The following is a 24,508-nucleotide window of genomic DNA, read 5'->3' as shown; positions in this document are numbered from 1 at the left end:
CCTGGGGTTTTTCTGTTTCTCCGGCTGTGGCGTGACCAACCACGTGACCAACAGCCGAGCGAACTTCCTGGTCAGACCAGGGATGACAGGCCGAGACGGCTGGCACTCGAAGCAACCAGCTTCTTCGCTCCCTCAGCGCGGCGCCTGCCGTACCGCGCCATGGTGTAGCCCGGCGAGTGGTGCCGGGCGTTGGCCGGGGCCACTACCGGGTTCTCGTGATTGTCGAGATCGTTCGTGATCTTCGACGCCCGCCAGTCGTGCAGCCGGAAGTTCTCCGGCAGGTGCAGACGGTTGCGTGCCCTCCGCCAGCGGGCCGACACCTTCTCGGGGTTCTGCGGTCCGCCTGCCTCGCCCCGGTACAGCTTGAATCCGTCACGGGCGAACACGAGGTCATGGTCCACCCAGAGATCCCCGAGCCGCTCCCGCTCCGCGTCCTGGCGCTCCTTCTGCCACTTGAGGATGTTCATCTGGGCTTGGTCTACGTAGATGAGCGACCACTTCCAACCCAGCACTTCACTGCGGCGGCAAGAGGTGGCCGCGTAGGCGGTCCACAGCGGGGCGTCCCGAAGGCAGTGGTGGGTCAGTCCGTCGTCACAGGCCCGGTTGCCGCATGGCTTCCATATCTCTTTGAGGAAGTGCGTCGTCTCGTGATCATTGAGGGTCGGGAAGTCCGGCTGTGCCGCCTTGATCTGCCGTTCCGTGGGCGGGTTGGCAGTGTGGGCGGGGTTGACCGTGAGGAGCTTCCTCCGGTCACCGAGTCCAGCGCCGCCGAGATGATGTTGTGGATGTGGCGGACGCTCTTGGGGCCGAGCGGCTTGTTCCCATCTAGCAAGGGAAGTCCAGAGTCTTGCAATGAGCGGCCTCGAAGGGGGCCGACATCGTGAAGCCACTTACGTGCAGCGGCGAAGCGAAGGAGGGGCGCGCAGCGCCCCCATGGGCGAAGACCCAACGGCGAAGGCGGGACCAGAGAGGGCGGCCATTCGCCGCTCAACCGGAAGCCACTTACGTACGTGCGTGTAGCGGCGAAGATGTAAGCGATAGGGGCGGCCTCCGGCCGCACGGACGGAAGCAGCTTCGACGGAGCGGCCCCGAAGGGGCAGACATCAGGAAGACCGGGAAGCCAGCCAGGTGGGGCGCTGCCGCGCCCCCATAGCGCGAAGCCTCTTCAACTTACAGCGAGAAGCGTGGGCCGCTTACGCGACCACAGAGCGCAGCCACTTACGGCAAGCCCCGAAGGTGTCATTCTCGTGCAGGCTCCGAGTGCCGGCCAGGCTAGGTGCAGCGCTCCCACCTGCCACTTCTCCGCTGCTGCCTACGGTCGCCGCTGCCCTGACGAGGTCTGGAACCGTGGCAGGATCTGAGCTGCTAAGACATGGCGGTCTGTCGCTCACTTGCAAGGGGTCATACCCCCTCCGCTGCTTCAGATGGCGGCTCGGTCACCTGCTCACGCCGCAGTTGCCAGATCAGTGAGTGGCAGATCCACTTGAAGATCTCAACACCCAAGGTGCTCAGCTCGTTTGCCAGCTCCTCAGCCTCTTCGAAGGAGATCTCCACATGGATCGTTGCACTACGCCTCCTGCTGATACTTGCCGTTGCCGTGCTAGGCAAGGGCTCGTCTATCGACACGTGTTCTGGCGCCCATACTCCGTGCACCAAGCGGTTACGCCGGGCAAGAAGCGGCTTGACCGCCCCGAGCATGTTCCGGCACTCGGCGCGCTGGGGCTCCGTTAGCTCGCGGTTGATCTTCACCAGTGCGGTACACATGTCCACCAGCTCGTTGGCCCCGAGGCCCGCAGCCGCTACCTCGCCGTACTTGCTGTCAAGCAGGGCGACCATGAGCTTCCGCAGAAATTCCTCCAGCGACGCACTCGCGCGTGCAACCTCGCCGACCAGCAAGGACATGCGAAGCTGGAGCTGTTCCATCTCCTCTTCCGGGCGAAGCGGCGGAAGCTCATCTTCGAGCACGGGCTGCAACGGCGACTCATCAGGCATGCGGGCCAGGGTAGCGGCGAGACGTGCATCAGTCGTCTCAATAGCCGTCCATAGTGAGACGGTCTGGCCAGTCGTGGGCGGTGTCCGATTCACCCCCACTCTCGCGTCTCGAAACCCGTCTCAAAAAGTCCGTCTCACGGCTGGCTTTCGAGACACGTTTATGAGACGGCCTGGCCATGACCACGAACACCCCGGCCGATCAGGTCGAACGTCACCCCTGCCCGAAGTGCGAAGCCCCCGCTGGTAGCCCCTGCCGTACGGGAGCGGGCAAGGTGGCAGCCAACTACCACACGGGGCGCTTCGCCCTCGTGCCCGCGCTGAAAGCGGAACTCACCGTGAAGATCCCGGCCGACCGCAACCCCGGTAAGCGATGGGTGCAGGGTGCGCCCGTGCCCGTGGTGGCCGAAGCCGTGCCGGGCGCAGCGATACGACTGGGCTATGCCCGGTGCAGCACGGTTGGGCAGGAACTACAGAGCCAGTTGGACATGCTGGCCCGTGCCGACTGCACGCGGGTGTTCTCGGAGAAGATCAGTACCCGTGTGAAGGAGCGGCCGGAACTGGAGAAGGCCCTCACTCTCGCGCGGGAGTTCAGGGCAGCCGCTCCGAACCAGCCAGTCATCCTCACCGTGGTGGAGATGAAGCGCCTTGCCCGCAACGCGGCGGAACTCATGACTCTCTCGTCCACGCTTCAGAAGGACGGCATCCAACTGGAACTCCTCTCCGGTCCCTTGCAGGGCCTGTACGACCCGAACGGGGCAGGCGCCATCGTGTTCGCCGTCCTGGCCGTGGCCGCAGAGGTGGAGCGCGAAGGCATTCGGGAGAAGACGTTGGAGGGGCTGGACACTGCGGCCCGCAAGGGCAACCACGGTGGACGCCCCTCCGTCGTAGACGACGACAAGCTAGCCATAGCCCGTGCCCGGCACGCCAAGGGCGAGAGCGTCACGGCCATCGGCAAGGCTCTGGGGATCTCTCGGGCCACCCTTGTACCGGCACATCGGTGAGAGCGCCTGAGACAGGCGCACAGGGGCGCAGTCAGGCGCTCACCTCCGAGTGCACAGGGACGGGCGGGCGAACTCCAGTGAGCGTCTCCGCGCGGGCGACAAGGCGGGGTGCAAGGTTGGGATACCAGCCACGGGCTACGGCTTGCAGCATCTCGGCCAGGGCCGCGAGTTCCCCGATTCGGCCGGCGGGGGTGTCGAGGATCGGCGCGAACTCCTTGCGAATGCGGGCGGCTACGTCGGGAACAAGCAGGCTGTTGGCGTGGAGGAGTCCCGCGTCATAGCCGAAGGGCACCCGTCCCCACCGCTCCCAGTCCAGCAGGCACAGGGGTGCGGCGGTGAGATTGCCCCAGTGAAGGTCACCGTGACCGGTCACCCGCTCCACCTTGGCGGGGGCAGGGATGCCGAGGAACTGGGGGAAGGCTCGTTCGATCCACCCGTCCCGCACGGTTGCCTTCACTCCCTCCGCTTCAGCGAGGAGGGCAAGGGCTTGGCGAAGGTCCGCCCACCACTGGTCAGGCAACCTCGGGTCGTGGTCGATGTCGGCCCGGTCGGGGGACACGATGGGTTGCGTGAGGTAGTCCAGGACTTCCGACTCGAAGGCCCACTCGCCGTCAGTCCAGTCATGCACCGCGTACAGGTGGGGGCGGGGCACGCCGTCAGGCACCAGCTCCGAGGCGCCGACGATGCCTTCCCCCGCCTTCCTGCCCGCGTTCCTCTTCGCCGTCCGGCTCACCCGTAGCCACCGGTCCCCCGCTCGGCGTCCGAGAGTGACACCGAGGAAGCCCCACGCCAGCGGCCCCGTGCAGGTGAGGCCCAGTGCCTTGGCCGCCCGGCCGTGGGCGGCCTCCATCAGGGCCTGCACCTCCTCATTCACCGGCGAGTCCATCCGTCACCTTCCTGAGTTCCTGGGCCGTCAGCGGCGCAGCCAGAGCCTTGGCCACATCGTCCCAGTGCTCGCGGGTGCTCGCGGAGGTGAGGACGACATCGAGGCCAGGGCACGAGCCAGCGGCCAGCAGGGCAGCGGCTGCGGCCGACAGGCCGGGGCGGATGAGGTTCACCAGTTCGGGTGTCATGGCGTCGAGGAGTTCGCCCCCGTGCAGGGGAGCGGAGCCGAAGGTGATCAGCCCCTCGTCCTTCGCTTGTGCCAGTGGTCCGCCGCCGTTCAGGGCTTGTGTGATGGGGGCATCCATGATCAGGCTGACGGGCATCTGTAAGGCCGTGAAGTGGTGCTCAGCGGAACCGGCCGCCTGCCGGGCGAGCGTGAGCAACTCGGGCACGCTGAGCGCTCCGGAGGTCAGGCCCGACCAGGTGGCGACGCCGTACCCGTCGATCCTGCCCGCATGGGCGAACTCTTCCAGCGCCGTGAAGGCTTCCCGTACACGCCCGTGCAGAACGGCACGGTCAAGGCCATGCCCGTGGTGCTCGGGGTTGTGCACGAACACAAGGTGCACGCGCCCGAGCGCGGCCAAGGATCGCTCCGTCTGCCAGCGGACGAAGCCCCGTTCAAGGCTGTGCCTACCGGCCGCCTCTTCCCGGGGGAGCACTCCCTCAGCCAGGGCGGTGCGGCCTTGCTCCGCCGTGAAGAACCCCGTCTTCGTGGCTACCCGCACGGTCGGGTACTCACCGAGAACCGGGCGCAGCTCCTCATGCGCCAGACCACGGGCGTAGTTCGGGGCCGTGTCCACCCAGGGACTACCGGCGGCCAGGGCGGTGCGTGCCGCCTGACTGACGGCACGCACGCGGTATGTCCCCAGGCAGAGAGCGGCGGTCACAGCGCCGTCCCCACGACTGCGACGGCGTGGCCGTCGATGAGGACGGAGACCAGTTCGGCCACCTCCTTGACCTCCAGTCCGGCGGAGTCGGCGAGTTCGCCGAGCGTGGTCGGCTGGTTGGTCAGCAGCGTGCCCAGCGCGGGCGCGGCGGACTCGGCGAAGTCCCAAGCGGTACCGGCCGCCGAGAAGGTAACCGTGCCCTGTTCGCGGTTCGCCGTCAGGCGGCCCCTCGGAGTGGTGAGCTTGACCGTGATCTCCCCCTGTGCGGGGACGCCGTCCACGTAGGGCAGGGACGGAATCGCGTGGCTCAGGTCCGTCGTGTCGATCGACTCCGCCCATCGTTCCACGAGGCGGGGGTCCGCCATCATGTCGGCCACTTCACGGCGTACGGCGTCGGTGAAGTCCGACTGTTCCGCCAGCGAGCCGAAGCGCGGGATGTCCCTGCGGAGCGCGAGGGACACCCGGAGCTGGTCGACGACCCAGAGCATCAGGTCAGCGCCCGTGTGCGGGACCATCCCGAACGTGAGGTGAAGGGATTCTGTTCCCTGGTCAGCGGTGACCGAGTGCCACCAGCCGCGCGGCAGGTAGAGCACGTCACCCGGGGACAGAACGAGGTCCGCCACCGGGTCGCCCTCCGGCTCCTCCGGCGACTCCACGTCCCGGAAGGTGGGCGCTTCACGGGTCATCCCCCACAGGCGCCACCGCTTCGAGCCGTGCAGTTGGACCACGACCACATCGTGGTCGTCCCAGTGCCGGCCGAAGCCCTCCCGCTCGGTCCACGAGGCGTACACGTTGGCCTGCACGGAAGTCCCAAGGAAGCGTTCCAGTCCCTCCGCAGCCGCCCCCACGGCGGGGTGGATCTTCTCCACCGCGTCCAGGACCAGCGACGCCCCGTCCCTGAGCTGGGCGTGGAAGTCGGACGGCTGGATGCGGGACCAGGTGACCGCTCGGCGGTTCGTGGTCGGGATCGCGTAGCGGTGGAGCGGGACCATCTCGCCGTCGACCGACAGGCGCAGCCGGGGCGGCTCCAGTCGCTGCGTGGCGATGATCCGGTTCAGGTCGTCCCAGGAGAACAGGCCCGCCGTGTCGGCGACCCCGGGGAAGTGCGCGTAGGAGCGGTGGTACGTCTGGGCGAGGAACGTGTCCCCGCCCAGACGCCCCGCCCACGAGGCTGCATCAAGCAACGTGGGCGCTCCCGTCAGTCGTTGCCGTCGGAACGGCCACTGCTGACGTCAGACTCCTGCTCGGCACGGGTGCGCGCGGCCACGATCTTCCGCTTCGCGACGAGCAGGCCACCCCCCTCGGGGGCCACCGAACCGGTGTTCTCTTCCACCATCGGACTACCTCTCTTCTCGGGGAATTCCCGCCGGGAATCCGGCAGGAAGCAAAGGGGGACAGCGACGAGTGCGGCTGTTACCGGATCGCCAGAGTTCCAGCGAGAACCAGGGCACAGCCGCTGAGGATCGCGGCCAGGTAGAGCGGTCCCGCGTACCGGCCAAAGTGGCGCAGCACCCAGTGGCCCAAGCGACGCATCACGTCGATTTCGGCTCCACCGTCACGGGGCGGAGCGCACTGGCAGGCAACGAACTGCGGCCCGTGCACCGAGGGCACCCGCACGGCGGGTACTTGGTCGGCGAACCCAGGATCACCGCATTGCGCGGCTCCACCTGCACCTCGCGCACCGGGCCGTACGTCCGGCCGCCGTCGTACGACACCCGCAGAGTCATACGCCCGGTCACGAGCGCACACCACCATCAGGGCCGAGCGCCCGCCAGTACTCCAGTCCCCGACCTACGCCGTAGCGCACCCGCTCTTCGTTTCGCTCGGTCGCTGTCATGGGGGAAATCATTGGCCCAGAAATCGGCGGCTGTGTAGTTCTTTCCCGTCATGGACTAAAGATCATGAACGGCAGGCGGCAGCCCACTCCGTCAACAAGGCTCGCGCTTCGGCCCCGAACAGCGCGTACCCCTCTAATGTCGAGAACAGTTCCAGATGCATTTCGATGTCGCGTGGATCTCTCAGGATCACGACACCGGTGGTGTTCTCCACAGTGGCCAGGGCGTTGTCGTAGACAGTGAAGGTGTCCATCGGAGCCATGGGCTTGTATCCCGCGATTGGGATGACACCGAGCTTCACATTCGGCAGGTGGGTCAGCGAGGCCAGCCGGTCAATCTGCATCGCCATCGCGGCCGGAGGCAGGAGTGGCCACCTCACGGCCTGTTCGGTGAGGATGAAGGTGAACCGCTTCTTCGTGTCGTAAAGAACCTCCTGCCGCTCCAACTTCCTCACGATCATCTTAGTGACATCAGCCGGGGAATAGGCGAGGCTGGCCCGGATGTACTCAGGGGTGGACAGCAGTCCCGTAATCATCGAGAGCAGGAAGAAACGGAACTCGGTAGAGGAGGATTCGAGCGCGGCAAGTTCGGTCTGCTTCTTTTCCAGTCCTCTGCGGCGCAGCGAGCGCAGGTCTTGCCACTCGGTATTGGCCAGCCTCGCGAGGGCAATGACATCCTCGATGACCTCGGGTGGAGCAACGACAGCCCGGAGGATTCTCTCCAGGTCGAGCAGGCTCGGTTGCGCTTTCCCGTTCTCGATCCGACTGATCTTTGATTGGGACATGTTGCAACGCCGAGCGAGCCGGTCCCCAGTAAGGCCGGCCCGCTTGCGTAGTTCTTTCAGTAGGGCGGCCAATTCTTGCTTCGGCTGCCCCAACTGTTCAGGGTCGAACGTCACCCGCTCACGTACTCCAGGAATGGAACCGACTCGGCAACGGCAATCCGCTTCCACTGCTGATACGGCTCAGGATCACCCTCGTACAGTTCCCGGTTTATCTGCGTCCCGTCCGCCCGGTAGTTCATCAGGACCACCTTGGACTCATCGAACATCCAGAAGTCCTGATCCGGAAGCCCCGGGTTCTCTCGGTCAGTGAGGTCGAGAATGCGGATATCCTCGCCCGCCTTCACGTGGTGCCGGTAGTAATACTCGAATTCGAACCGGAGGTAATCCGAGAGTGGGCGAGTCACGACGTGCACCCTGCCGACGCTCTTCCCCTCCGAGGCCCATTGCCGAACCTCGTCCATCCAGGCCGACGTGTAATTGTCCGGGGATTTCTCTCCGGCGAGGAAGCGCTTCAGCTTCTCCGCTTCCTGGGGCATGGTGTAGACGGGCCGCGTTTCCAGCCGCCACGCCTCATGCTCCATGGAATCGAAGCAGTCATTCCACGCGTCACCATCCAAGTGCACGGACAGCCTCCCTCAGAACGTCCTCGGGGATCTTCACCAGCGCCTCACCTGCCGGAGGCTGGAACGCGGCGCACTGGTCGCCCTGAACAACGATTCCGCCGTCCGTCTCGTCGCGGTAGACGTTCGGGCAGTCCTTCTCTCCGCACTCGCCGTTGCCGTTGCCCGTGAGCCGGGTGAGTGCCGAACGCTCGGACATGCCAAACCCCCTTGCTCTGGCCCCGTTTGGGCCGCCTGCTCACCGACAGTAGAGGGGGTGGCGCTACGCGTCTATGCGTGAACGCGACTATGCGTGTCCTTGCATAAACAGGTCCCCGGCCGCCCTAGCCACCCCCAGTACGTGGTCACGTACGCGCCCGTGCAGACTGGGCGTAGCCCCGTGGCGCGGTCCGGGAAGCCTGACCAGAGACGGACGCGCTGGAGGAGGGTTGGCCACGTGACCAACGCATGACCAACAGAGGCCCGAGAGGGCCTGAAACGGCAGGAAAGAACAGGAGAAACGCCCGCCGAAATCAAGCCTGTCGACGGGCGTTTCCCCAGGTCAGAGTGGTTGGGGGCTGGTGCCCGAGTGGAGAGTTCAAGTCCCCCCTCGGACACCAGCAGAGACCCCAGTCGATCTGGGGTCTCTTCGCGTTCCAGGGCTGTCGGCACCCCTGCGGTCCGGCACGTCGCCGACGTGGGCGGACATCGGTGGACGCACGTAGTTCTCCAGCCGTGCCACCGCGAACCCCTGCTGCCGCACGTGCCGGAGCAGGTTGGCGAACATCTGGGTCATCGTCGTGCCCTTCAGCTCCGCGGGCCCCCGGAAGTGGGCGAGGATGATGTCTCCGGGGCGGAGTCTGCGGCCGGCGTCCTCGTACCGCAGGCCGTGGATCTGCATGGAGGCCCGCCATCCGACGATCGCCCGGGGCCCGCACGCGGCGACCGCCGCCCGGGTGGCGTCGTCGTACGCGCCGTAGGGCGGCCGGAACAGCAGGGGTGCGCTGCCGTACCGCTCGGTGAGGATCTTCTGGGCGCCGCACACCTCCTCCCTCTGACGGGCCGGCGGGAGGCCGGTCAGGACCGGGTGGTGCAGGGTGTGGTTCTGGACGTGGTTGCCCAGCGCCTGAAGCTGCCGGAAGTAGCCGTAGTCGGACCTGATGGCGTCGTCGGTCAGGAACATGGTGATCGGGACCCCCAGGTCGCGCAGTATCCGGACGAACCGGGGGTCCTTCTCCTGGCCGTCGTCGACGGTGATGAACACCACGCGCTGCGTGACCGGAACCCGCGTGACCACCGGTACGGCGCCCGTCGCGGAGAGCTTGACCGGTTTGTCGGCCGGGGGATCGGGGGCCGGGGGCAGCGGGCTCAGGCCCCAGGCGCGCCAGGCGGGGGAGCCGGTGCCCGGCGCGGCGCCGTGCGTGAGGCGGGGGTGCGCCGGTCCGGTGTCCCGACCGGTTCCGCCGCCACCGCCCGCGCCGCCGTCCCCGCCGCAGCCCCCGATCGCCATGGCGGCCGCCACCGCGGCGGTCGCCACCGCGCCCGTCCCCATCCGTCCGAGGCTGCCTCTGCCCGTCCGCCGCTTCACCGTGCCGTTCCACCTCCAAGGGCCCGCAACCCTGGTCGATCGCGGCAGAACGGTAACCCGACAAGACCGGACATATGATCAGCCACTCGGTGGCGAACGGGTGGGCGGCCGAGTGGCGGTGCGCGGAAATTCGCATGCCCCGGTCCCACGGCCCTGCCTAGACTCGCCACGCACCGCGCGCCGCACCGACACGACGGCGGCGCGACGCGTGAGCCGTGACGATCGAGGGGAGCCGGGCCGTGCGTGACCGTACCGCCGTCGTCGTTCCCCCCGCGCGGACCGAGGTGATCCTGGTGTCCTCGTCCGTCCGGTGCCCGCTGCGCGGCCGGCACCGGATGCCCGTGACACCCCGCTGACACCGCGCCGACACCACGGCGGCCCGGCCCGGCCCCACACGCCCGGCCGCCGCCGCACGTCCGCACGCACGTCCGCACGCCTCGGCACACGGGGACCACGGGGAATCGCGCCGCCCCCTTCCAGCACCGCTTCCCGAAAGGCACCGGGCCGTGCGCACCCACATCGACACCCTCGCCGCCGTCCGCAACCTCGGCATCCTCGCCCACGTCGACGCCGGCAAGACCACCGTCACCGAGCGGATCCTGTACGCGACGGGCACCACCCACAAGCGGGGCGAGGTGCACGACGGCACCACCGTCACCGACTTCGACCCGCAGGAACGCGACCGCGGCATCACCATCTTCGCCGCCGCCGTCAGCTGCGCCTGGGACGGCCACCGCATCAACCTCATCGACACCCCCGGCCACGTCGACTTCGCCGACGAGGTCGAGCGCTCGCTGCGCGTCCTCGACGGGGCGGTCGCCGTGTTCGACGCCGTGGCCGGCGTGGAACCGCAGAGCGAGTCGGTGTGGCGGCAGGCCGACCGGCACGGCGTCCCGAGGATCGCGTTCGTCAACAAGCTGGACCGCGCCGGCGCCGATCTCGACCGGGCCGTGGCCTCCATCCGCGACCGGCTGCACCCCGCCCCGCTCGTCGTCCAGCTGCCGATCGGCACCGAGGACGGCTTCACCGGCGTCGTGGACCTGGTGCGGATGCGGTCCCTGGTGTGGGGCGACGACGGTACGGCCGTGCGGGGCGCGGTGCCGGAGGAGCTGCGGGAGGAGGCGGTACGGCGGCGGCGCGCGCTGGAGGAGGCGGTCGCCGAACGGCATCCGGCCGCCCTGGAGGAGTTCTGCGACCGCGAGACGCTCTCCGCCGGGACCCTCACCGCGGCCCTGCGCGACCTCACCCGCACCGGGGACGGCGTGGTCGTGCTGTGCGGCTCCGCCTACCGCAACCGAGGTGTCGAACCGCTGCTGGACGCGGTGGTGGCCTACCTGCCGTCGCCGCTGGACGTCCCCGCCGTACGCGGGACGCGTGACGGCGCCGGGCAGCGGCGGCCCGCCGACCCCCACGCGCCGTTCGCGGGGCTCGTGTTCAAGGTGAACGCGTCCGCCACCGGCCGCCTGGCCTACGTGCGCGTCTACTCGGGCACGATCGAGAAGGGAGACACCGTGGCGGACCCCGGCGGCGGGCGCACCGAGCGGGTGGCGCGGATCCTGCGGGTCATGGCGGACCGGCACGTTCAGCTGGACCGGGCGGTCGCCGGTGACATCGTCGCGCTCGCGGGCGTGAAGGCGGCCCGGGCCGGCGCCACGCTGTGCGATCCCGGCGCACCCCTGCTGCTGGAGGCACCCGTGACCGCCGAGCCCGTGGTGTCCGTCGCCGTCGAGGCACGGCGGAGCACGGACACCGGACGGCTCGCCACGGCGCTCGCCCGGCTCGCCGAGGAGGACCCCTCGCTGGTGGTGCGCACCGACACCGAGACCGGGCAGACCGTCCTGTCCGGGAGGGGCGAACTCCACCTGGAGGTCGCGGTGGAGAAGATCCGCCGCGACGGCGGACCGGAGGTCACCGTGGGCCGGCCCCGGGTGGCGTACCGGGAGACCGTCGTCGGCGGCGTCACCGGGTTCGCGTACCGGCACGTCAAACAGGACGGCGGGGCGGGGCAGTTCGCCCATGTCGTCCTGGACGTGGAGCCGCTCGGTCCCGGACCGGGCACCGTCGGCTTCGAGTTCCGGTCCGCCGTGGTCGGCGGGCGCGTCCCGCAGGAGTACGTCCGTGCGGTGGAGGCCGGCTGCCGGGACGCGCTCGCCGAGGGGCCGCTCGGCGGGCATCCGGTGACCGGGGTGCGCGTCACGCTCACCGACGGCTCCACGCATGTGAAGGACTCCTCCGACACCGCCTTCCGCACCGCCGGCCGGCTCGGTCTGCGCGCGGTCCTGCGGGCCTGTACGACGGTTCTGCTCGAACCGGTCGCCGAGGTCACGGCGACCGTGCCGGAGGACGCGGTCGGCGGGGTGCTCGGTGACCTGGCCGCCCGGCGCGGCCGGGTCGGCGGCTCGGAGAACCGCGGCGGCGCGGCCGTCCTGACCGCGATCGTGCCGCTGGCGGAACTGTTCGGCTACGCGACCCGGTTGCGCAGTCGCACCCAGGGCCGGGGCACCTTCACCACCCGGCCCGCCGGCTACGCACCGGCACCGGCACCGGCACCGGTCCGGTAAGGGGTGCATGCGCCCCCTCGCGCGTCGGCCCGCACCCTGAGCCACCGTGGCCCGTGGCCCCTGGCCCCTGGCCCGTGGCCCGTGGTGCGGGCCGTGCGGTGGCCTGCGCGCCGAAGCCGAAGCCGAAGCCGAAGCCGGTGCCCTCGCCCGGCTCCGGCTGCGGCGGGCGCCGGCCACCAGCACGCGGCGGAACTGCCCGAACCCTTGACGAGCGCCGCCCGGACGGATTAACTCACGTCCTAAATTAAGTCATGAGTGCAATCCCTGAAGGGACACCGGGAGCCATGCGCAGGATCCGAGCCGCGGCCGTAGGCGCCGTCACCCTGTCTCTCGCCCTGGCGGCCACGGCCTGCGGAGGCGGATCGTCCACCGGCGGCGGGTCGAACGACTCGCCCAAGACGCTGACGTACTGGGCCTCCAACCAGGGCGCCAGCGTCGCCGTGGACAAGAAGGTGCTCCAGCCCGAACTCGACAAGTTCGAGCAGCAGACCGGCATCAAGGTGAAGCTGGAGGTCGTGCCCTGGTCGGACCTGCTCAACCGGATCCTGACCGCGACCACCTCCGGCCAGGGCCCCGACGTGCTGAACATCGGCAACACCTGGAGCGCCTCGCTCCAGGCGACCGGCGGGCTGCTGCCCTGGGACGAGCGGAACTTCGCGAAGATAGGCGGCAAGGACCGGTTCGCCGCGACCGCGCTCGGCTCGACCGGCGCCCCGGGCAAGGACCCGGCGGCGGTCCCGCTGTACTCGATGGCGTACGCGCTCTACTACAACAAGCGGATCTTCGCCGACGCCGGCATCGCCAAACCCCCCGCCACCTGGGACGAACTGGTCGCCGACGCCAAGAAGATCAAGGCCCGTGGCACGTCGCCGCTCGGCGCCGAGGGGGCCAACCTGTCGGAGAACATCCACCACGTCTTCGTCTTCGCCAAGCAGCACGGCGCCGACTTCTTCACCGCCGACGGCAAGCCCGACTTCACCGACCCCAAGGTGGTCGCGGCGGTGAAGAGGTACGTCGACCTGATGGCCAAGGACAAGGCCATCCCGGCCGGCGACGCCGAGTACGCGCAGAACCAGTCCGTCAGCGACTTCGCCAAGGGCAGGCAGGCGATGCTGCTGTGGCAGTCCGTCGCCGCCAACCTCAAGTCCCAGGGCATGAGCGAGGACGCCTACGGCATCGCGCCCGTACCGGTGATCTCCGGAAAACCCGGCGGCGGCACCCAGGTCAACTCGGCGGTCATGGGCATCAACATCGCCGTCTTCAAGAACACCCACAACCTCGACGGCGCCACGAAGTTCGTGAAGTTCATGACCTCCGACACCGAGCAGAAGATCCTCAACACGGCCTACAGCTCCATCCCGCCGGTCACGTCCGCCCAGTCGGACCCCGCGTTCGCCGCCCCGGCCACCGCGGTGCTGAAGAACACCCTCGCCACGAGCGCCGCCGCCCTGCCCCAGGTGCCGTCCGAGTCGCAGTTCGAGACGGCGGTCGGTACGGCCGTCAAGGAGCTGTTCGCCGACGCCGCCGCCGGACGCGCCGTCACCACGGACGACGTCAGGGCGAAGCTGGAGAAGGCCCAGCAGCAGATGCCGGCGGCGTGACCACGATGACGACCACCGCGCTGAAGGAACCGGCGCGCGAGACGTCCCCCGGTGCGGCGCGCGAACCCCGCCGCCGCACCGGGCGGATCCGCCGCCTCACCCTGCCGTACCTGCTGCTCCTGCCCGCCCTGCTCCTCGAACTCCTCGTCCACCTGGTGCCGATGGCCATCGGCATAGTCATGAGCTTCAAGCAGCTCACCCAGTTCTACATCCGCGACTGGGGCACCGCCCCCTGGAGCGGCCTCGACAACTACCGGGTGTCGGTCGACTTCGACGCCCCCGTCGGCAAGGCGCTGCTCCAGTCCTTCGGCACCACCGTCGGCTTCACCCTGCTGTCGGTCGGCCTGTGCTGGCTCGTCGGCACCGCCGCCGCGGTCTTCATGCAGGACACCTTCCGCGGGCGCGGCCTGCTGCGCGCCCTGTTCCTGGTGCCGTACGCGCTGCCCGTCTACGCGGCCGTCATCACCTGGGTGTTCATGTTCCAGCACGACAACGGCCTGGTGAACCACGTCCTGCACGACCAGCTGCACCTCACCGACAAGCCGTCCTTCTGGCTCATCGGCGACAACAGCTTCTACGCGCTGCTGACCGTGTCCGTCTGGAAGGGCTGGCCGTTCGCGTTCCTCATCGTCACGGCCGGGCTGCAGAACATCCCCCGGGAGCTGTACGAGGCCGCCGCGCTGGACGGCGCCGGGATGTGGCAGCGGATCCGCCGCATCACGCTGCCGTCGCTGCGCCCGGTCAACCAGGTGCTCGTCCTAGTGCTGTTCCTGTGGACGTTCAACGACTTCAACACGCCGTACGTGCTGTTCGGCAAGGCCGCCCCCGAAGCGGCCGACCTCATCTCCGTGCACATCTACCAGTCCTCGTTCGTCACCTGGAACTTCGGCACCGGATCGGCCATGTCCGTCCTGCTGCTGCTCTTCCTGCTCGTCGTGACGGGCGGATACCTGCTGCTGACCTCGCGCGGACGGAGGGCCGCCGATGCCTAGTCCGCCGACGGCGCCGCCGCGCAACTCGCCCATGGCGCCCCCGCGTTCGTTCCTCTGGTCGCGCCGGGTGTTCCTCACCCTGCTCGCCGGCTTCGTGCTCGTCCCGGTGTACGTGATGGTCTCCAGCTCGCTGAAGCCGCTCGCCGACGTCACCGGCCGGTTCCGCTGGCTGCCCAGCGAGCTGACCGTCCGCCCCTACATCGACATCTGGTCGACCGTGCCGCTCGCCAGGTACTTCGTGAACTCGGTGGTCGTGGCCGGCGCGGCGACCGTCTGCTCGGTGGTCATCGCCGTGTTCGCCGCCTACGCCGTCAGCCGCCACGAGTTCCGCGGCAAACGCGTCTTCACGGTCACCGTGCTGTCGACGCAGATGCTCCCGGGCATCCTCTTCCTGCTCCCGCTCTTCCTGATCTACGTCAACATCGGCAACGCCACCGGTGTCGCCCTGTTCGGCTCCCGCGGCGGGCTGATCCTGACGTACCTCACCTTCTCGCTGCCGTTCTCCATCTGGATGCTGATCGGTTACTTCGACTCGGTGCCGCGCGACCTGGACGAGGCGGCGCTGGTGGACGGCTGCGGCCCGCTCGGCGCCCTGTTCCGGATCGTCGTACCGGCCGCGATCCCGGGCATCGTCGCGGTCGCCGTCTACGCCTTCATGACCGCCTGGGGCGAGGTGCTCTTCGCGTCGGTCATGACCAACGACACCACCCGCACCCTCGCCGTCGGCCTCCAGGGCTACTCCACCCTCTACGACGTCTACTGGAACCAGATCATGGCCGCCTCGCTGGTCGTCAGCGTGCCCGTGGTGGCCGGCTTCCTGCTGATGCAGCGCTATCTCGTCGCGGGTCTGACGGCGGGCGCCGTCAAGTGACCCCCACCCCTGATCCCGAAGGGACTCCCGTGTCCGAACCCATCGACCTCGCCGCACTCCCGCACGACTTCCTGTGGGGCACGGCCACAGCGGCGTACCAGATCGAGGGGGCCGTCGCCGAGGACGGCCGTTCGCCCTCGATCTGGGACACCTTCTCCCACACCCCGGGGAAGATCGCGAACGGCGACAACGGCGACGTCGCCTGCGACCACTACCACCGCTGGCGCGAGGACATCGGGCTGATGCGGCAACTCGGCGTCAACGCCTACCGGTTGTCGGTGGCCTGGCCGCGGGTGGTCCCGGACGGCACCGGCGCGGTGAACCCCAAGGGCCTCGCGTTCTACGACGAACTGGTGGACGCGCTGCTGGAGGCGGGCATCACGCCCTCCGTCACCCTCTACCACTGGGACCTGCCGCAGGTACTCCAGGACCGCGGCGGCTGGCCGGAGCGGGACACCGCCCTGGCGTTCGCCGAGTACGCCTCCGTCGTCGCCGAACGCCTCGGCGACCGCGTCACCCTCTGGGCCACCCTCAACGAGCCCTCCTGCTCCGCCTGGATCGGCCACCTGGAGGGCACGATGGCCCCCGGCCGGCGCGACCTGACCGCCGCCGTCCGCGCCTCCTGCCACCTGCTCCTCGGCCACGGCCTCGCCACCCGGGCGATCCGCGCCGCCGCCCCCGGCGCCCAGGTCGGCATCGTCAACAACCTGTCCACCGTGCACCCGGTCACCGACCGCCCCGAGGACCTGGCGGCGGCCCGCCGGCACGACGGCCATGTCAACCGCTGGTGGCTCGACCCGGTGCACGGCCGCGGCTTCCCCGCCGACATGGTGGAGACCTACGGCGTCGAACCGCCCCTCACGGACGACGACCTGACGGCCATCGCCGCGCCCCTCGACTGGCTCGGGCTCAACTACTACTTCCCGGCGTACGTCACCGACGACCCCGACGGCCCCGCGCCGTACGCCCGCTCCGTCCGCCGCGAGGGCGTTCCGCGCACCGGCATGGACTGGGAGATCGACGCGTCCGGCATCGAGACGCTGCTGCTGCGGCTCACCGAGGAGTACGGCGCCCGGAAGATCTACGTCACCGAGAACGGCTCCGCCTTCCCCGACGTGGTCCGCCCCGACGGCAGCATCGACGACCCCGAGCGCCGGGACTACCTGGAACGCCACCTCGCCGCCTGCGCCTCGGCGGTCCGCAGGGGCGTCCCGCTGGCCGGCTACTTCGCCTGGTCCCTGCTGGACAACTTCGAGTGGGCCTACGGCTACGACAAGCGCTTCGGGCTGGTCCACGTCGACTACCGCACCCAGGCCCGCACGATCAAGGGCAGCGGCCGGCGGTACGCGGACATCGTCCGTGTCCACCGCGCCCAGGCCCGCCGGGCCGCCTGAGCCGGACCACGCACCACCGGAAGATGTTGACGGCGTCAACGAGTTCGTTCATTGCAGGCCCGTAGCCGCCATGTGTACGGTGACCGGTATGACGGACCACTCCGCCCCACCCCCCGGCGGACCCCTTGTCACCGCTTCCGAGATCGCCCGGATCGCCGGGGTCACCCGTGCCGCCGTCTCCAACTGGAGGCGGCGGTACGAGGACTTCCCGGCGCCCGCGGGCGGCAGCGCCACCAGCCCCCTGTTCGACCTGGCCGCCGTGCAGACCTGGCTCGACCGCCAGCGCAAGGGCCAGGACGTCTCCGCGGAGGTCCAGCTGTGGCAGGCGCTGCGGGCCGCCTCCGGTGACGACATGACCGGCGCCCTCGCCGACGCCGCACAGCTCCTCGCCGGCGGACCGGACACCCCGCCGCTGCCCGACGACGTCGTCCGGCCGGCCCGCGAGCTGGCCGCGCAGGGGTCGCCGGGGGAGGTGGTGGAGGCCCTCGCCGAACGGTTCACCGACTCCGTCCGCCGGGCCGGCTCCGACCAGGTCACCGCGCCGCGCATCGTCCGCGCCCTGCGGCACCTCGCCGGCGACGTACCCGCCGGCGCCACCGTCCTCGACCCCGCCTGCGGCATCGGCACCCTCCTCCTCGCCGTCGGGCCACGCCGGGGGACCCGGCGCCGCGGACAGGAGTCCGACGCCCGCAGCGCCCGCTTCGCCCAGCTGCGGGCCGACCTCACCGGACACGAGGACGTCACGATCGTCGCCGGGGACTCCCTCCGCGACGACCACTGGAGCGGACTCCGGGCCGACCTCGTCGTCTGCGACCCTCCGGTCGGCGACAGCGACTGGGGGCGCGAGGACCTGCTGCTCGACTCCCGGTGGGAACTGGGCATCCCCTCCCGCGCCGAAGGCGAACTCGCCTGGCTGCAGCACGCCTACGCGCACACCGCGCCCGGCGGACGCGTGCTCATGGTCATGCCGGCCTCCGTCGCCTACCGCAAGGCCGGCCGGCGCATCCGGGCCGAACTGGTACGGCGGGGGATCCTCGCCCAAGTCACCGCGCTGCCGCCGGGCGTCGCCGCCTCGCACGCCCTGCCCGTGCACCTGTGGGAGCTGCGCCGCCCGGCCACCCCGGGCGCCGCCGCCACCAGCGTGCGCATGGTCGACCTCACCGCCAACGACCCGGACGGCTCCCTGGACCCGGAGCCCGCCCAGACCACCGACGTCCCGCTGATCGACCTCCTGGACGACACCGTCGACCTGACGCCCGGCCGGTACGTCAGGGAGTCGCACCGGGACTACGCGGCCGAATACCTCGCCCTCCGCCGGGAACTCACCCGCGAGCTGCGGAGGCTGGCCGACCTGCTCCCCGAGCTGACGGCCGGCGAGGGTCCCGGCGCACCCGCCGGACCGTCGGTGAGCGTCGCCGACCTCGCCCGGGCCGGCCTCATCGAGTACGGCGACCCGGAACCCGTCTCGGTCAGCGACCAGCTCGACACCGCCTTCCTGCGCGGCTTCCTGCGCAGCGCCGCCAACACCCGCCGCTCCACCAGCGCCAGCGGCACCTTCCGGCTCGACGGCAAGGGCGCCCGCATCCCCCAGATGGACCTCGCCGCCCAGCGCCGCTACGGCGCCGCCTTCAACGCCCTGGAGGAGTTCGAGGAACGCTCCCGCCGCGTCGCCGAACTCACCCGCCAGGCCGCGGAACTGGCCCGCGACGGACTGGGCAACGGCACGCTCACCCCCCGGGAGTGACGGCGCGGCCGGACGGTACGGCGGGCCCGGACGTCGGGGAGCCGGCCGGAGTGGTCGCGCGGCAGGATCCGCACCAGGAGCACCAGCGCAGGGTGTGGCGGATGCGGACCCCGGTGGGACCGCTGTCCCGGGTGGTGACACGGGGCCGGGCGCGTCAGCCCTTCGCGCGGCGGCCGGTCCCGCCCAGCAGGAGCAGCACGGCGAGAGCGGACGTGGCGCACGCCGGTACGAGGAGGCCGGTGCCCCCGGAGCCGAACATGCCCGCGGCGACCACCGCGAGGAACGCGCCGGTGGCCTGGGCGCCGGTGCCGGACGGCATCGGGGCCGCGGTCCAGGGGCGCCGGCGGGGGATCCACAGGCGCAGCAGCTCCGCGGTGGCCGCCAGCGCGATCAGCCGGGAGCCGACGCGCAGCCACAACGGAGGTGTGGTGTCGCCCAGTTCGCCTACGCCGGCCACGGTCAGGAAGGCGAACAGCAGGACCGGCAGCAGCCAGCCGAGGCTCGCGCGGACGTTGGTTCCCGGGGCGCTCTGCCCTGGCCGGGCGGCGGACGCGGAGTCGCCGGGTGTCCGGGGAGCGGGGATCGCCGGCAGGGACTTCTCGGCCGCCCCGGAGACCCCGGATGTCCCGGACGTGCCGGATGCTTCGGAGGCCCCGGACGCCTGGGACGCCCCCGACCGCTGGGACGGCTGGGGCGGCAGGGGACGCAGGGACGGCAGGGGGCGCAGGGCGCGGGACTGGGCGTGGCGCAGACGCGGGCCCGCGTTGCCGTAGCGCTCCACGTGCGCGGTGAGTTCGGCCTGGAGCGCGAGGAGGTCTTCGGCCATCGCGTCGAACTCCGCGCGGCGTTCGGCGGCGAGCCGGTCGGCTTCGCGCGCGGCGTCGGCGAGCCGGGCGAGGGTGTCGGTGCGCAGGCGTACGGCGTCCCCGTGGGCGCTGTCCGCCTCCCGCGGCACCTCGGCCAGCTCCGCCTGGAGCCGGGCCCGTTCGGCCTCGATGATCTCGGCGATCCGGTGCCGCTGGTCCGGCGGCAGCTCGCGCGGCGCCCGGGCCTCGGCGCGGGCCACGGCGGCCCTGCGCCACTCCATCAGCGGACGGCCGCGGTGCTCACCGATGCCGTTGATGTGCACCTTGCGGCCCTGCACGCGGTGGATGTACAGGACCTCGCCGCCCTTGCCGTTGGGCGCCTTGCCCCAGCTGACCCGGGTGAAGTCTGCGGCCGTGCGGATGCCCTCGGCGGCGAGGGCCCGGACCAGGCCGGCGCCGATGCCGTTGACCTCGCTCGCGCTGAGCCGGGTGGCGCGCAGGGAGGCCTCGACGGACTCCCGGCGCAGCACGGCGAGGGCGAGCCGCTCCCGGCGTTCGCGCTTGCCGTCCATACCGTTCAGGCGCCGGTCCAGGGACCGCTCCCGGCGCAGCCGCCGTTCGTGGACGCGTTGCAGCGTCCTGGCGCAGGCGGCCTCGGCGCGGGCGCGGTCCCGGGCCTCGCGGTTCAGCCGGCGGCGGTCGGCCAGCTCGAAGGCGCGGCGCCCGTCCAGGATCCGGCGCAGGGCGCGGATCGCCTCGATCAGCCGGCGGCGTTCGGCGCGTGTCTCCGCGGGCGTCTGCCCGTCGCGCCGCAGGGTGGTGCTCTCGGTCAACGTGTCTCGCTCAGCAGGCGGGGTGCCGGGGGCCCCGGCCCGGGGGCGGGGTGAGGGTGGAGGTGTAGGTCTCGCCGTCCGCCAGCGGGGTGTCGGGGGTGAGCCCGGCGGCGGCCATCCGGTCGTACTCGGCGAGGATCAGGTCCTTGGTGCGGTAACGGCCGTGCTCCTTCAGGTCGTTGTCCCGGGTGACGTTGAAGGTGTCCAGGATGTACGCGGTGTCGTCGCGGGAGACGCCGTACAGGTGGAAGAAGAAGGCGTCCAGTTCGGCCTTGAGCACCGCCCGGCGGTCCGGGTCCCAGCGGAAGGGGGCGCCGGTGTCGCCGAGGTCGCGGGCGAAGCCGCTCAGGTCGGTGGCCGTGTAGGTGAGTTCGGTCAGGCGCGGCACGAGGAAGGAGGCGTGCCGGGCCAGGGTCCCGGGCGTGGGCACGGGGAGCTGGCGGACCACGAAGTAGCTCATGGACGTGCCGCCGATCGACTGGCGGGCCGCGTAGTCCAGCACGAACGAGGACCACACGCTCGCCAGCAGGGCGGCCTGGTCGGTGAGGGCGAGCATGAACTTGTGGCCGAAGCCGTGGGCGGGCGCGACCGCGCAGATCATGGTGCGTTCGTTGCTCTTGTTGGTGATGTCCCGCCAGCCGAGCACCCAGTCGCGCTCCCAGCCCCGCGCCGCCAGCCGCGAACGCACGCCCGCGGACCTGACCTCCTGGCCGTGACGGTCCGTCTCGCCGGTGGGCACGTCCTGCTCGGGCACCCAGTAGCGGGGCATCGGGCAGGCCTGGGCGTCCTGGTGGCGCTCCACCGTGAGCCGCGGCAGCGTGCCCTTGTTCAACTGCTTCTCGGTGGCGCCCTCGTAGGTGGAGAAGCGGTGGTCGTAGTGGTGCAGCATCTTGGCCTCGTACAGCGGCAGCAGCCGCTCCTCGCCGCGGACCAGGACGTTGCCCTTCAGGTTCCACCCCTCCCCGACGAGGTCGTCGAAGGTCTCGCCGCGCTGCGCGTCCGGACGGAAGACACCGGAGTCGTTCGCCATGTCGAACATGCGCAGGAAGGTGACGCCCCAGGGGTTGCCGTCCGCGCGCGACTCGTGCACGAACACCGGCACCCGGCGGTAGATGCCCAGCGTGATCTCGGCGTCCCGGCGGCTGCTGAACACCGGGCAGGTGCCGGTGTTGGGGTTCATCCGCAGGATGTCGTCCGCCGTCAGCCGGTACCGGCGCCCGGCGATCTGCGCGGCCTGGCGCACCTTGAACACCAGCTGCGCCGGCTCGTTCATGTCCCCCGTGCCGCGCAGCGTGAGCAGGCAGAAACGCAGCTGGTTGTGGACGCCGGGGAAGACCTTGTCCTCGTTCTCGAAGTCGTACAGGGCGGCCAGCCGGCCGTGCGTGACCAGGTCCTTGAAGAAGAACTGGGTGGTCGCGTCGGTGGCGATGCCGGTCGGCACGATGATCCCGGTGCGCCCGCGCGGACCGGTCAGGGCACGGTCGGTCTCCGCGAAGACGGCGTAGGTGTTGATGTCGCCGCGGCCGGTCAGCGGGTACCGGCCGCTGACGCGCAGGAAGTGGCTCTCGCCCTCCGCGCGGCGCTTGGCGGCCTCGAACTCCTCGGACAGCAGCCGCCCGTCGGGGTCCTCGCGCAGCGCGGCGATGGCCCGCTTGCGGGCGGCCGCGTTCTTCGCCCGGGCGATCTCGGGGCTGCGCTCGGCGAAGAACTCCTGCTCCTGCAGCTTCACCCGCTCCCACGGCGGGTTGCCCAGCACCGCGTCGAAGCCGCCCGCCCAGCCCGTCTCCGGCCGGACGCCCGCGCCGGACTCCGGGACCGGGAAGACCTCGGGGAACTCCAGGTGCCAGTGGAAGAAGCCGTACTCGTCGCGCAGCCGCAGGATCTCGGCGTGCGTGGCGTCCGGTACGGCGGCCTGGTCGCGTCCGCGCAGCGCCCGGAACACCTGGTCGGTGGGGGCCGCGGGCGCGTTTGGCCGCTTGGGCCAGACGAACGCGGCGCACCAGGCGTCGGCCGCGTGCAGGTCCTGGAGGTAGTCGGCGGACTCGGCGTAGGCGCGGTACGCGGACTCCTGGTGGCGGACGTCGGCGAGGGAGTCGGCGGGGGCGGCGGTGATCCGGGCCAGCTCGGCCGCGTAGCGGCTGTTGCCGACGGCCGGGGCGGCGCCGAACAGCAGCTCGTCCTGTCCGGCGCGCTGGGCCCGGTTGCGCTTCTGGAGGTCGCCCGCGGTCCGCTTGTCGTCGCCCTCGATGGGCTTGAACGCGTCCGTGGGAACGCCGTCGGCGAGCAGCTTCGGGGTCGCGCCGATCAGCCCGTTGCCGTGCTTGACGTGCGCGTCGAGGAAGCCGAGCGGCTTGCCCGGCTCCAGCGCCTCCAGCCACAGCGAGACCTTCGCCAGCTCCACGGCCATGGGGTTGAGGTCCACGCCGTACACGCACCGGGCGACCACCTCGTGCAGGGCGTGGCGGACCGCCTCCGGCGTCGGCTCCGGGTTGCGGTCCCGGACCGCCGCGACCTGCTTGGCGATCCGGCGGGCCGCCGCCACCAGGAAGTGGCCGGAGCCGCACGCCGGGTCGCACACCTTCAGCGACAGCAGCTCGCGCACGATCGCCGCGGCCGGGTCGGTCTCGCCCGCGCGGACCGCCGCCTCCTCGCCGCGCCGCACCGCGTCCTGGATCACCGGGTCCAGCGCGGAGTCCAGCAGGCTCTCGATCAGCGACGCGGGCGTGTAGTAACTCCCCGTCGTCTTACGGGTGTTGCCGGCGGCCTCGATCAGCTCGAAGCTCCGCTCCACCGCGCTGTGGGCCGGCTCCAGCTCCAGCAACGACTCGTAGACCGAGCCGAGTTCCTCCGCGCCCAGCTGCCGGTAGTCCACCGCCCGCCGGCGCCCCGTGCTGCCGTCGCGGACCTCGCACAGGTGGCGCACGGCGGTGAGCAGGGCCTGGTTGGCCAGCTTCAGACCGCGCAGGGGGGCGTCGGCGTCGGTCTCGGTGAACAGGCCGCCCAGGCCCGGCAGGCCCAGCTCGGGAAGGCCCTCCTCCCTACCGAGCGCGGTCAGGACGAGGCGCAGCGCGTCGTAGCGGTCGCCGTGCGCCGTGCCGCGCCGCCTGCGGGCGTGGGCGCGCAGCCGGGCCGACGAGAAGTACCGCTCGTACCGCTCCCGGGCGAGCGGACCGGCGTCGGGCGCGAGCAGCGCGTCCCGGTCCTCGGCGATGAAGACGAACAGCAGCCGGTACACCAGCCGCAGCAGCGCCACCTGCAGCTCCCGGGGGCGGACGTGCTCGCGCAGCGCGCCGTTCTCCGGGTGCCGCAGAAAGCCCGTGCCCAGCACGGTGATCGCCTCCTGCACGCTCCGGCGCAGCTGGTCCAGGGCGCGGGTGCCGCCGGCGACGGCCTCCGTACGCCACTGCTCCAGCCGGCAGGCCGCCGGGGCAGCGCCCTCCGGCACCTCGAACCGGGACACGTGCAGCAGCCGGTACAGCAGCAGGAACTCGCTGAACAGTTCGCCGTCGAAGATCGCCGCCAGGTCGAACTCGACGTACGAGGCGGTGGCCAGGGCGCTGGAGTCGCGCAGCAGCCGCACCTGGCGGCCGTTGGTGAGAAGGGCCCAGAGGTGGGCCTCGGAGCGGTTCAGGCACTCCTGGAGCATCGACTGCGGGGGGACCGTGCCCGCCCCGCCCGGCCGCCGGTCCAGCTCCGCCTGCCAGGCCGTCTGGTGGATCAGGGCGTGGTCCCAGCGGTGCGAGACCGGGAACCGCCTGCCCGGGTCGGAGTCGGCGGCGATGCCGGCCGGGCCGACCGGCAGGAGCCGGCCGAAGCCCAGCTCGCGCCAGAGCGGGGTCAGCCAGTCGGTGCCCGCGCGCCCGGTGGGGTCGGCGGCCGGCCGGCCGCTTGCCGGGTCGTCGGGGAGCCGCTCGCGCAGCTCCCGCCACAGCGGCTTGAGGTACTCCCAGCTGCGCTCGGCCTCGTCGTGCACCGAACGGGAGGAGGGCAGCCCGTAGTCGGCGGGGCTCGTCCCGGGCAGGTCGCGGCCCTCGGCTATGCGGAGCAGCAGGTCGGCCGGCAGCAGCCCGCCGACCGTGTGGACGGCGGTGAACACCTGGGTGCGGGCGGTGGCGGACATGTTCCTCTTTCCTCC

19 protein-coding genes are annotated in these 24,508 nt (G+C 70.9%); 7 read left to right on the top strand and 12 right to left on the bottom strand.

Features of this window, described 5'->3' with window-relative positions; translation table 11 throughout:
* Positions 1-71: 71 nt before the first annotated feature.
* Together IEZ20_RS33295 and IEZ20_RS33290 are read right to left on the bottom strand one after the other, a co-directional pair.
* On the bottom strand, positions 72-467 hold the full coding sequence (locus tag IEZ20_RS33295) for a hypothetical protein (RefSeq protein WP_189305627.1): 396 nt from the start codon (positions 465-467) through the stop codon (positions 72-74).
* 934 nt (positions 468-1,401) lie between these two features.
* The gene (locus IEZ20_RS33290) at positions 1,402-1,992 is read right to left on the bottom strand and encodes a hypothetical protein (RefSeq protein WP_189305625.1); all 591 of its coding nucleotides are present in this window, start codon (positions 1,990-1,992) and stop codon (positions 1,402-1,404) included.
* Positions 1,993-2,168: 176 nt separating this feature from the next.
* Between IEZ20_RS33290 and IEZ20_RS33285 the strand changes: the two genes are divergently transcribed.
* Complete coding sequence (locus tag IEZ20_RS33285; protein ID WP_189305623.1) at positions 2,169-2,993, top strand: recombinase family protein; 825 nt, start codon at positions 2,169-2,171, stop codon at positions 2,991-2,993.
* 31 nt (positions 2,994-3,024) lie between these two features.
* Here the strand turns inward: IEZ20_RS33285 and IEZ20_RS33280 are convergent, their stop codons facing one another.
* From IEZ20_RS33280 to IEZ20_RS33245, 8 genes are all read right to left on the bottom strand, one after another.
* Entirely contained in the window at positions 3,025-3,879 is an 855-nt protein-coding gene (locus IEZ20_RS33280; RefSeq protein WP_189305621.1) for a hypothetical protein, read from the bottom strand.
* The gene (locus tag IEZ20_RS33275) at positions 3,860-4,732 is read right to left on the bottom strand and encodes an aldo/keto reductase (protein WP_229896406.1); all 873 of its coding nucleotides are present in this window, start codon (positions 4,730-4,732) and stop codon (positions 3,860-3,862) included. The genes IEZ20_RS33280 and IEZ20_RS33275 overlap by 20 nt, the downstream gene beginning before the upstream one ends.
* A 29-nt stretch (positions 4,733-4,761) precedes the next feature.
* Entirely contained in the window at positions 4,762-5,949 is a 1,188-nt protein-coding gene (locus IEZ20_RS33270) for a cupin domain-containing protein (protein ID WP_189305617.1), read from the bottom strand.
* 14 nt (positions 5,950-5,963) lie between these two features.
* Complete coding sequence (locus IEZ20_RS33265) at positions 5,964-6,101, bottom strand: hypothetical protein (RefSeq protein WP_169435287.1); 138 nt, start codon at positions 6,099-6,101, stop codon at positions 5,964-5,966.
* Positions 6,102-6,664: 563 nt separating this feature from the next.
* Entirely contained in the window at positions 6,665-7,498 is an 834-nt protein-coding gene (locus IEZ20_RS33260; RefSeq protein WP_189305615.1) for a helix-turn-helix domain-containing protein, read from the bottom strand.
* Positions 7,495-8,007, bottom strand: a complete 513-nt coding sequence (locus IEZ20_RS33255) for a DUF6879 family protein (RefSeq protein WP_189305613.1) — start codon at positions 8,005-8,007, stop codon at positions 7,495-7,497. The genes IEZ20_RS33260 and IEZ20_RS33255 overlap by 4 nt, the downstream gene beginning before the upstream one ends.
* Positions 7,991-8,203, bottom strand: coding sequence for a hypothetical protein (locus IEZ20_RS33250; protein ID WP_173264862.1), 213 nt, complete (start codon positions 8,201-8,203; stop codon positions 7,991-7,993). The genes IEZ20_RS33255 and IEZ20_RS33250 overlap by 17 nt, the downstream gene beginning before the upstream one ends.
* A gap of 378 nt (positions 8,204-8,581) precedes the next feature.
* Positions 8,582-9,535: a polysaccharide deacetylase family protein gene (locus IEZ20_RS33245; protein ID WP_189305611.1), complete on the bottom strand. Its 954-nt coding sequence runs from the start codon at positions 9,533-9,535 to the stop codon at positions 8,582-8,584.
* Between the two features lie 542 nt (positions 9,536-10,077).
* On the opposite strand from IEZ20_RS33245, the gene fusA reads away from it, so the two are divergent.
* The 6 genes from fusA to IEZ20_RS33215 all read left to right on the top strand — a co-directional run bounded on the left by fusA (position 10,078) and on the right by IEZ20_RS33215 (position 18,734).
* The gene (gene fusA, locus IEZ20_RS33240; protein ID WP_189305609.1) at positions 10,078-12,132 is read left to right on the top strand and encodes an elongation factor G; all 2,055 of its coding nucleotides are present in this window, start codon (positions 10,078-10,080) and stop codon (positions 12,130-12,132) included.
* A 284-nt stretch (positions 12,133-12,416) separates the two neighbouring features.
* Positions 12,417-13,733 (top strand): ABC transporter substrate-binding protein, encoded by a 1,317-nt coding sequence (locus IEZ20_RS33235; protein ID WP_189305607.1) that lies wholly within the window; start codon positions 12,417-12,419, stop codon positions 13,731-13,733.
* A gap of 5 nt (positions 13,734-13,738) precedes the next feature.
* Positions 13,739-14,725 (top strand): carbohydrate ABC transporter permease, encoded by a 987-nt coding sequence (locus IEZ20_RS33230; RefSeq protein ID WP_189305824.1) that lies wholly within the window; start codon positions 13,739-13,741, stop codon positions 14,723-14,725.
* Between the two features lie 31 nt (positions 14,726-14,756).
* Positions 14,757-15,596 carry a carbohydrate ABC transporter permease gene (locus IEZ20_RS33225; protein ID WP_189305822.1) on the top strand — a complete coding sequence of 280 codons (840 nt, stop codon included), beginning with the start codon at positions 14,757-14,759 and terminating at the stop codon, positions 15,594-15,596.
* A gap of 29 nt (positions 15,597-15,625) precedes the next feature.
* Positions 15,626-16,990, top strand: a complete 1,365-nt coding sequence (locus tag IEZ20_RS33220; protein WP_189305605.1) for a GH1 family beta-glucosidase — start codon at positions 15,626-15,628, stop codon at positions 16,988-16,990.
* Between the two features lie 88 nt (positions 16,991-17,078).
* Positions 17,079-18,734, top strand: a complete 1,656-nt coding sequence (locus tag IEZ20_RS33215; RefSeq protein ID WP_189305603.1) for an N-6 DNA methylase — start codon at positions 17,079-17,081, stop codon at positions 18,732-18,734.
* Positions 18,735-18,888: 154 nt separating this feature from the next.
* Here IEZ20_RS33215 and IEZ20_RS33210 read toward each other — a convergent pair whose 3' ends face one another.
* Entirely contained in the window at positions 18,889-20,373 is a 1,485-nt protein-coding gene (locus IEZ20_RS33210) for a hypothetical protein (RefSeq protein ID WP_189305601.1), read from the bottom strand.
* A 10-nt stretch (positions 20,374-20,383) separates the two neighbouring features.
* A complete protein-coding gene (locus IEZ20_RS33205; protein ID WP_189305599.1) occupies positions 20,384-24,493 on the bottom strand; it encodes an Eco57I restriction-modification methylase domain-containing protein in 4,110 nt (1,369 codons plus the stop codon).
* Between the last annotated feature and the right edge of the window lie 15 nt (positions 24,494-24,508).

Source organism: Streptomyces cinerochromogenes (assembly GCF_014648635.1).
In the GTDB taxonomy this organism is placed as follows: Bacteria; Actinomycetota; Actinomycetes; order Streptomycetales; family Streptomycetaceae; genus Streptomyces; species Streptomyces cinerochromogenes.
The sequence above is the reverse complement of the archived record's forward strand: the minus strand, read 5'-3'. Positions and strand labels throughout refer to the sequence as shown.

Excerpts from the sequence above, each read along its gene's own strand:
- IEZ20_RS33205 (WP_189305599.1), bottom strand. The coding sequence starts at position 24,493 with ATGTCCGCCACCGCCCGCACCCAGGTGTTCACCGCCGTCCACACGGTC.
- IEZ20_RS33225 (WP_189305822.1), top strand. The coding sequence starts at position 14,757 with ATGGCGCCCCCGCGTTCGTTCCTCTGGTCGCGCCGGGTGTTCCTCACC.
- IEZ20_RS33230 (WP_189305824.1), top strand. The coding sequence starts at position 13,739 with ATGACGACCACCGCGCTGAAGGAACCGGCGCGCGAGACGTCCCCCGGT.
- IEZ20_RS33290 (WP_189305625.1), bottom strand. The coding sequence starts at position 1,992 with ATGCCTGATGAGTCGCCGTTGCAGCCCGTGCTCGAAGATGAGCTTCCG.
- IEZ20_RS33215 (WP_189305603.1), top strand. The coding sequence starts at position 17,079 with ATGACGGACCACTCCGCCCCACCCCCCGGCGGACCCCTTGTCACCGCT.
- IEZ20_RS33285 (WP_189305623.1), top strand. The coding sequence starts at position 2,169 with ATGACCACGAACACCCCGGCCGATCAGGTCGAACGTCACCCCTGCCCG.
- IEZ20_RS33280 (WP_189305621.1), bottom strand. The coding sequence starts at position 3,879 with ATGGACTCGCCGGTGAATGAGGAGGTGCAGGCCCTGATGGAGGCCGCC.
- IEZ20_RS33265 (WP_169435287.1), bottom strand. The coding sequence starts at position 6,101 with ATGGTGGAAGAGAACACCGGTTCGGTGGCCCCCGAGGGGGGTGGCCTG.
- IEZ20_RS33295 (WP_189305627.1), bottom strand. The coding sequence starts at position 467 with ATGAACATCCTCAAGTGGCAGAAGGAGCGCCAGGACGCGGAGCGGGAG.
- IEZ20_RS33245 (WP_189305611.1), bottom strand. The coding sequence starts at position 9,535 with ATGGGGACGGGCGCGGTGGCGACCGCCGCGGTGGCGGCCGCCATGGCG.
- IEZ20_RS33235 (WP_189305607.1), top strand. The coding sequence starts at position 12,417 with ATGCGCAGGATCCGAGCCGCGGCCGTAGGCGCCGTCACCCTGTCTCTC.
- IEZ20_RS33250 (WP_173264862.1), bottom strand. The coding sequence starts at position 8,203 with ATGTCCGAGCGTTCGGCACTCACCCGGCTCACGGGCAACGGCAACGGC.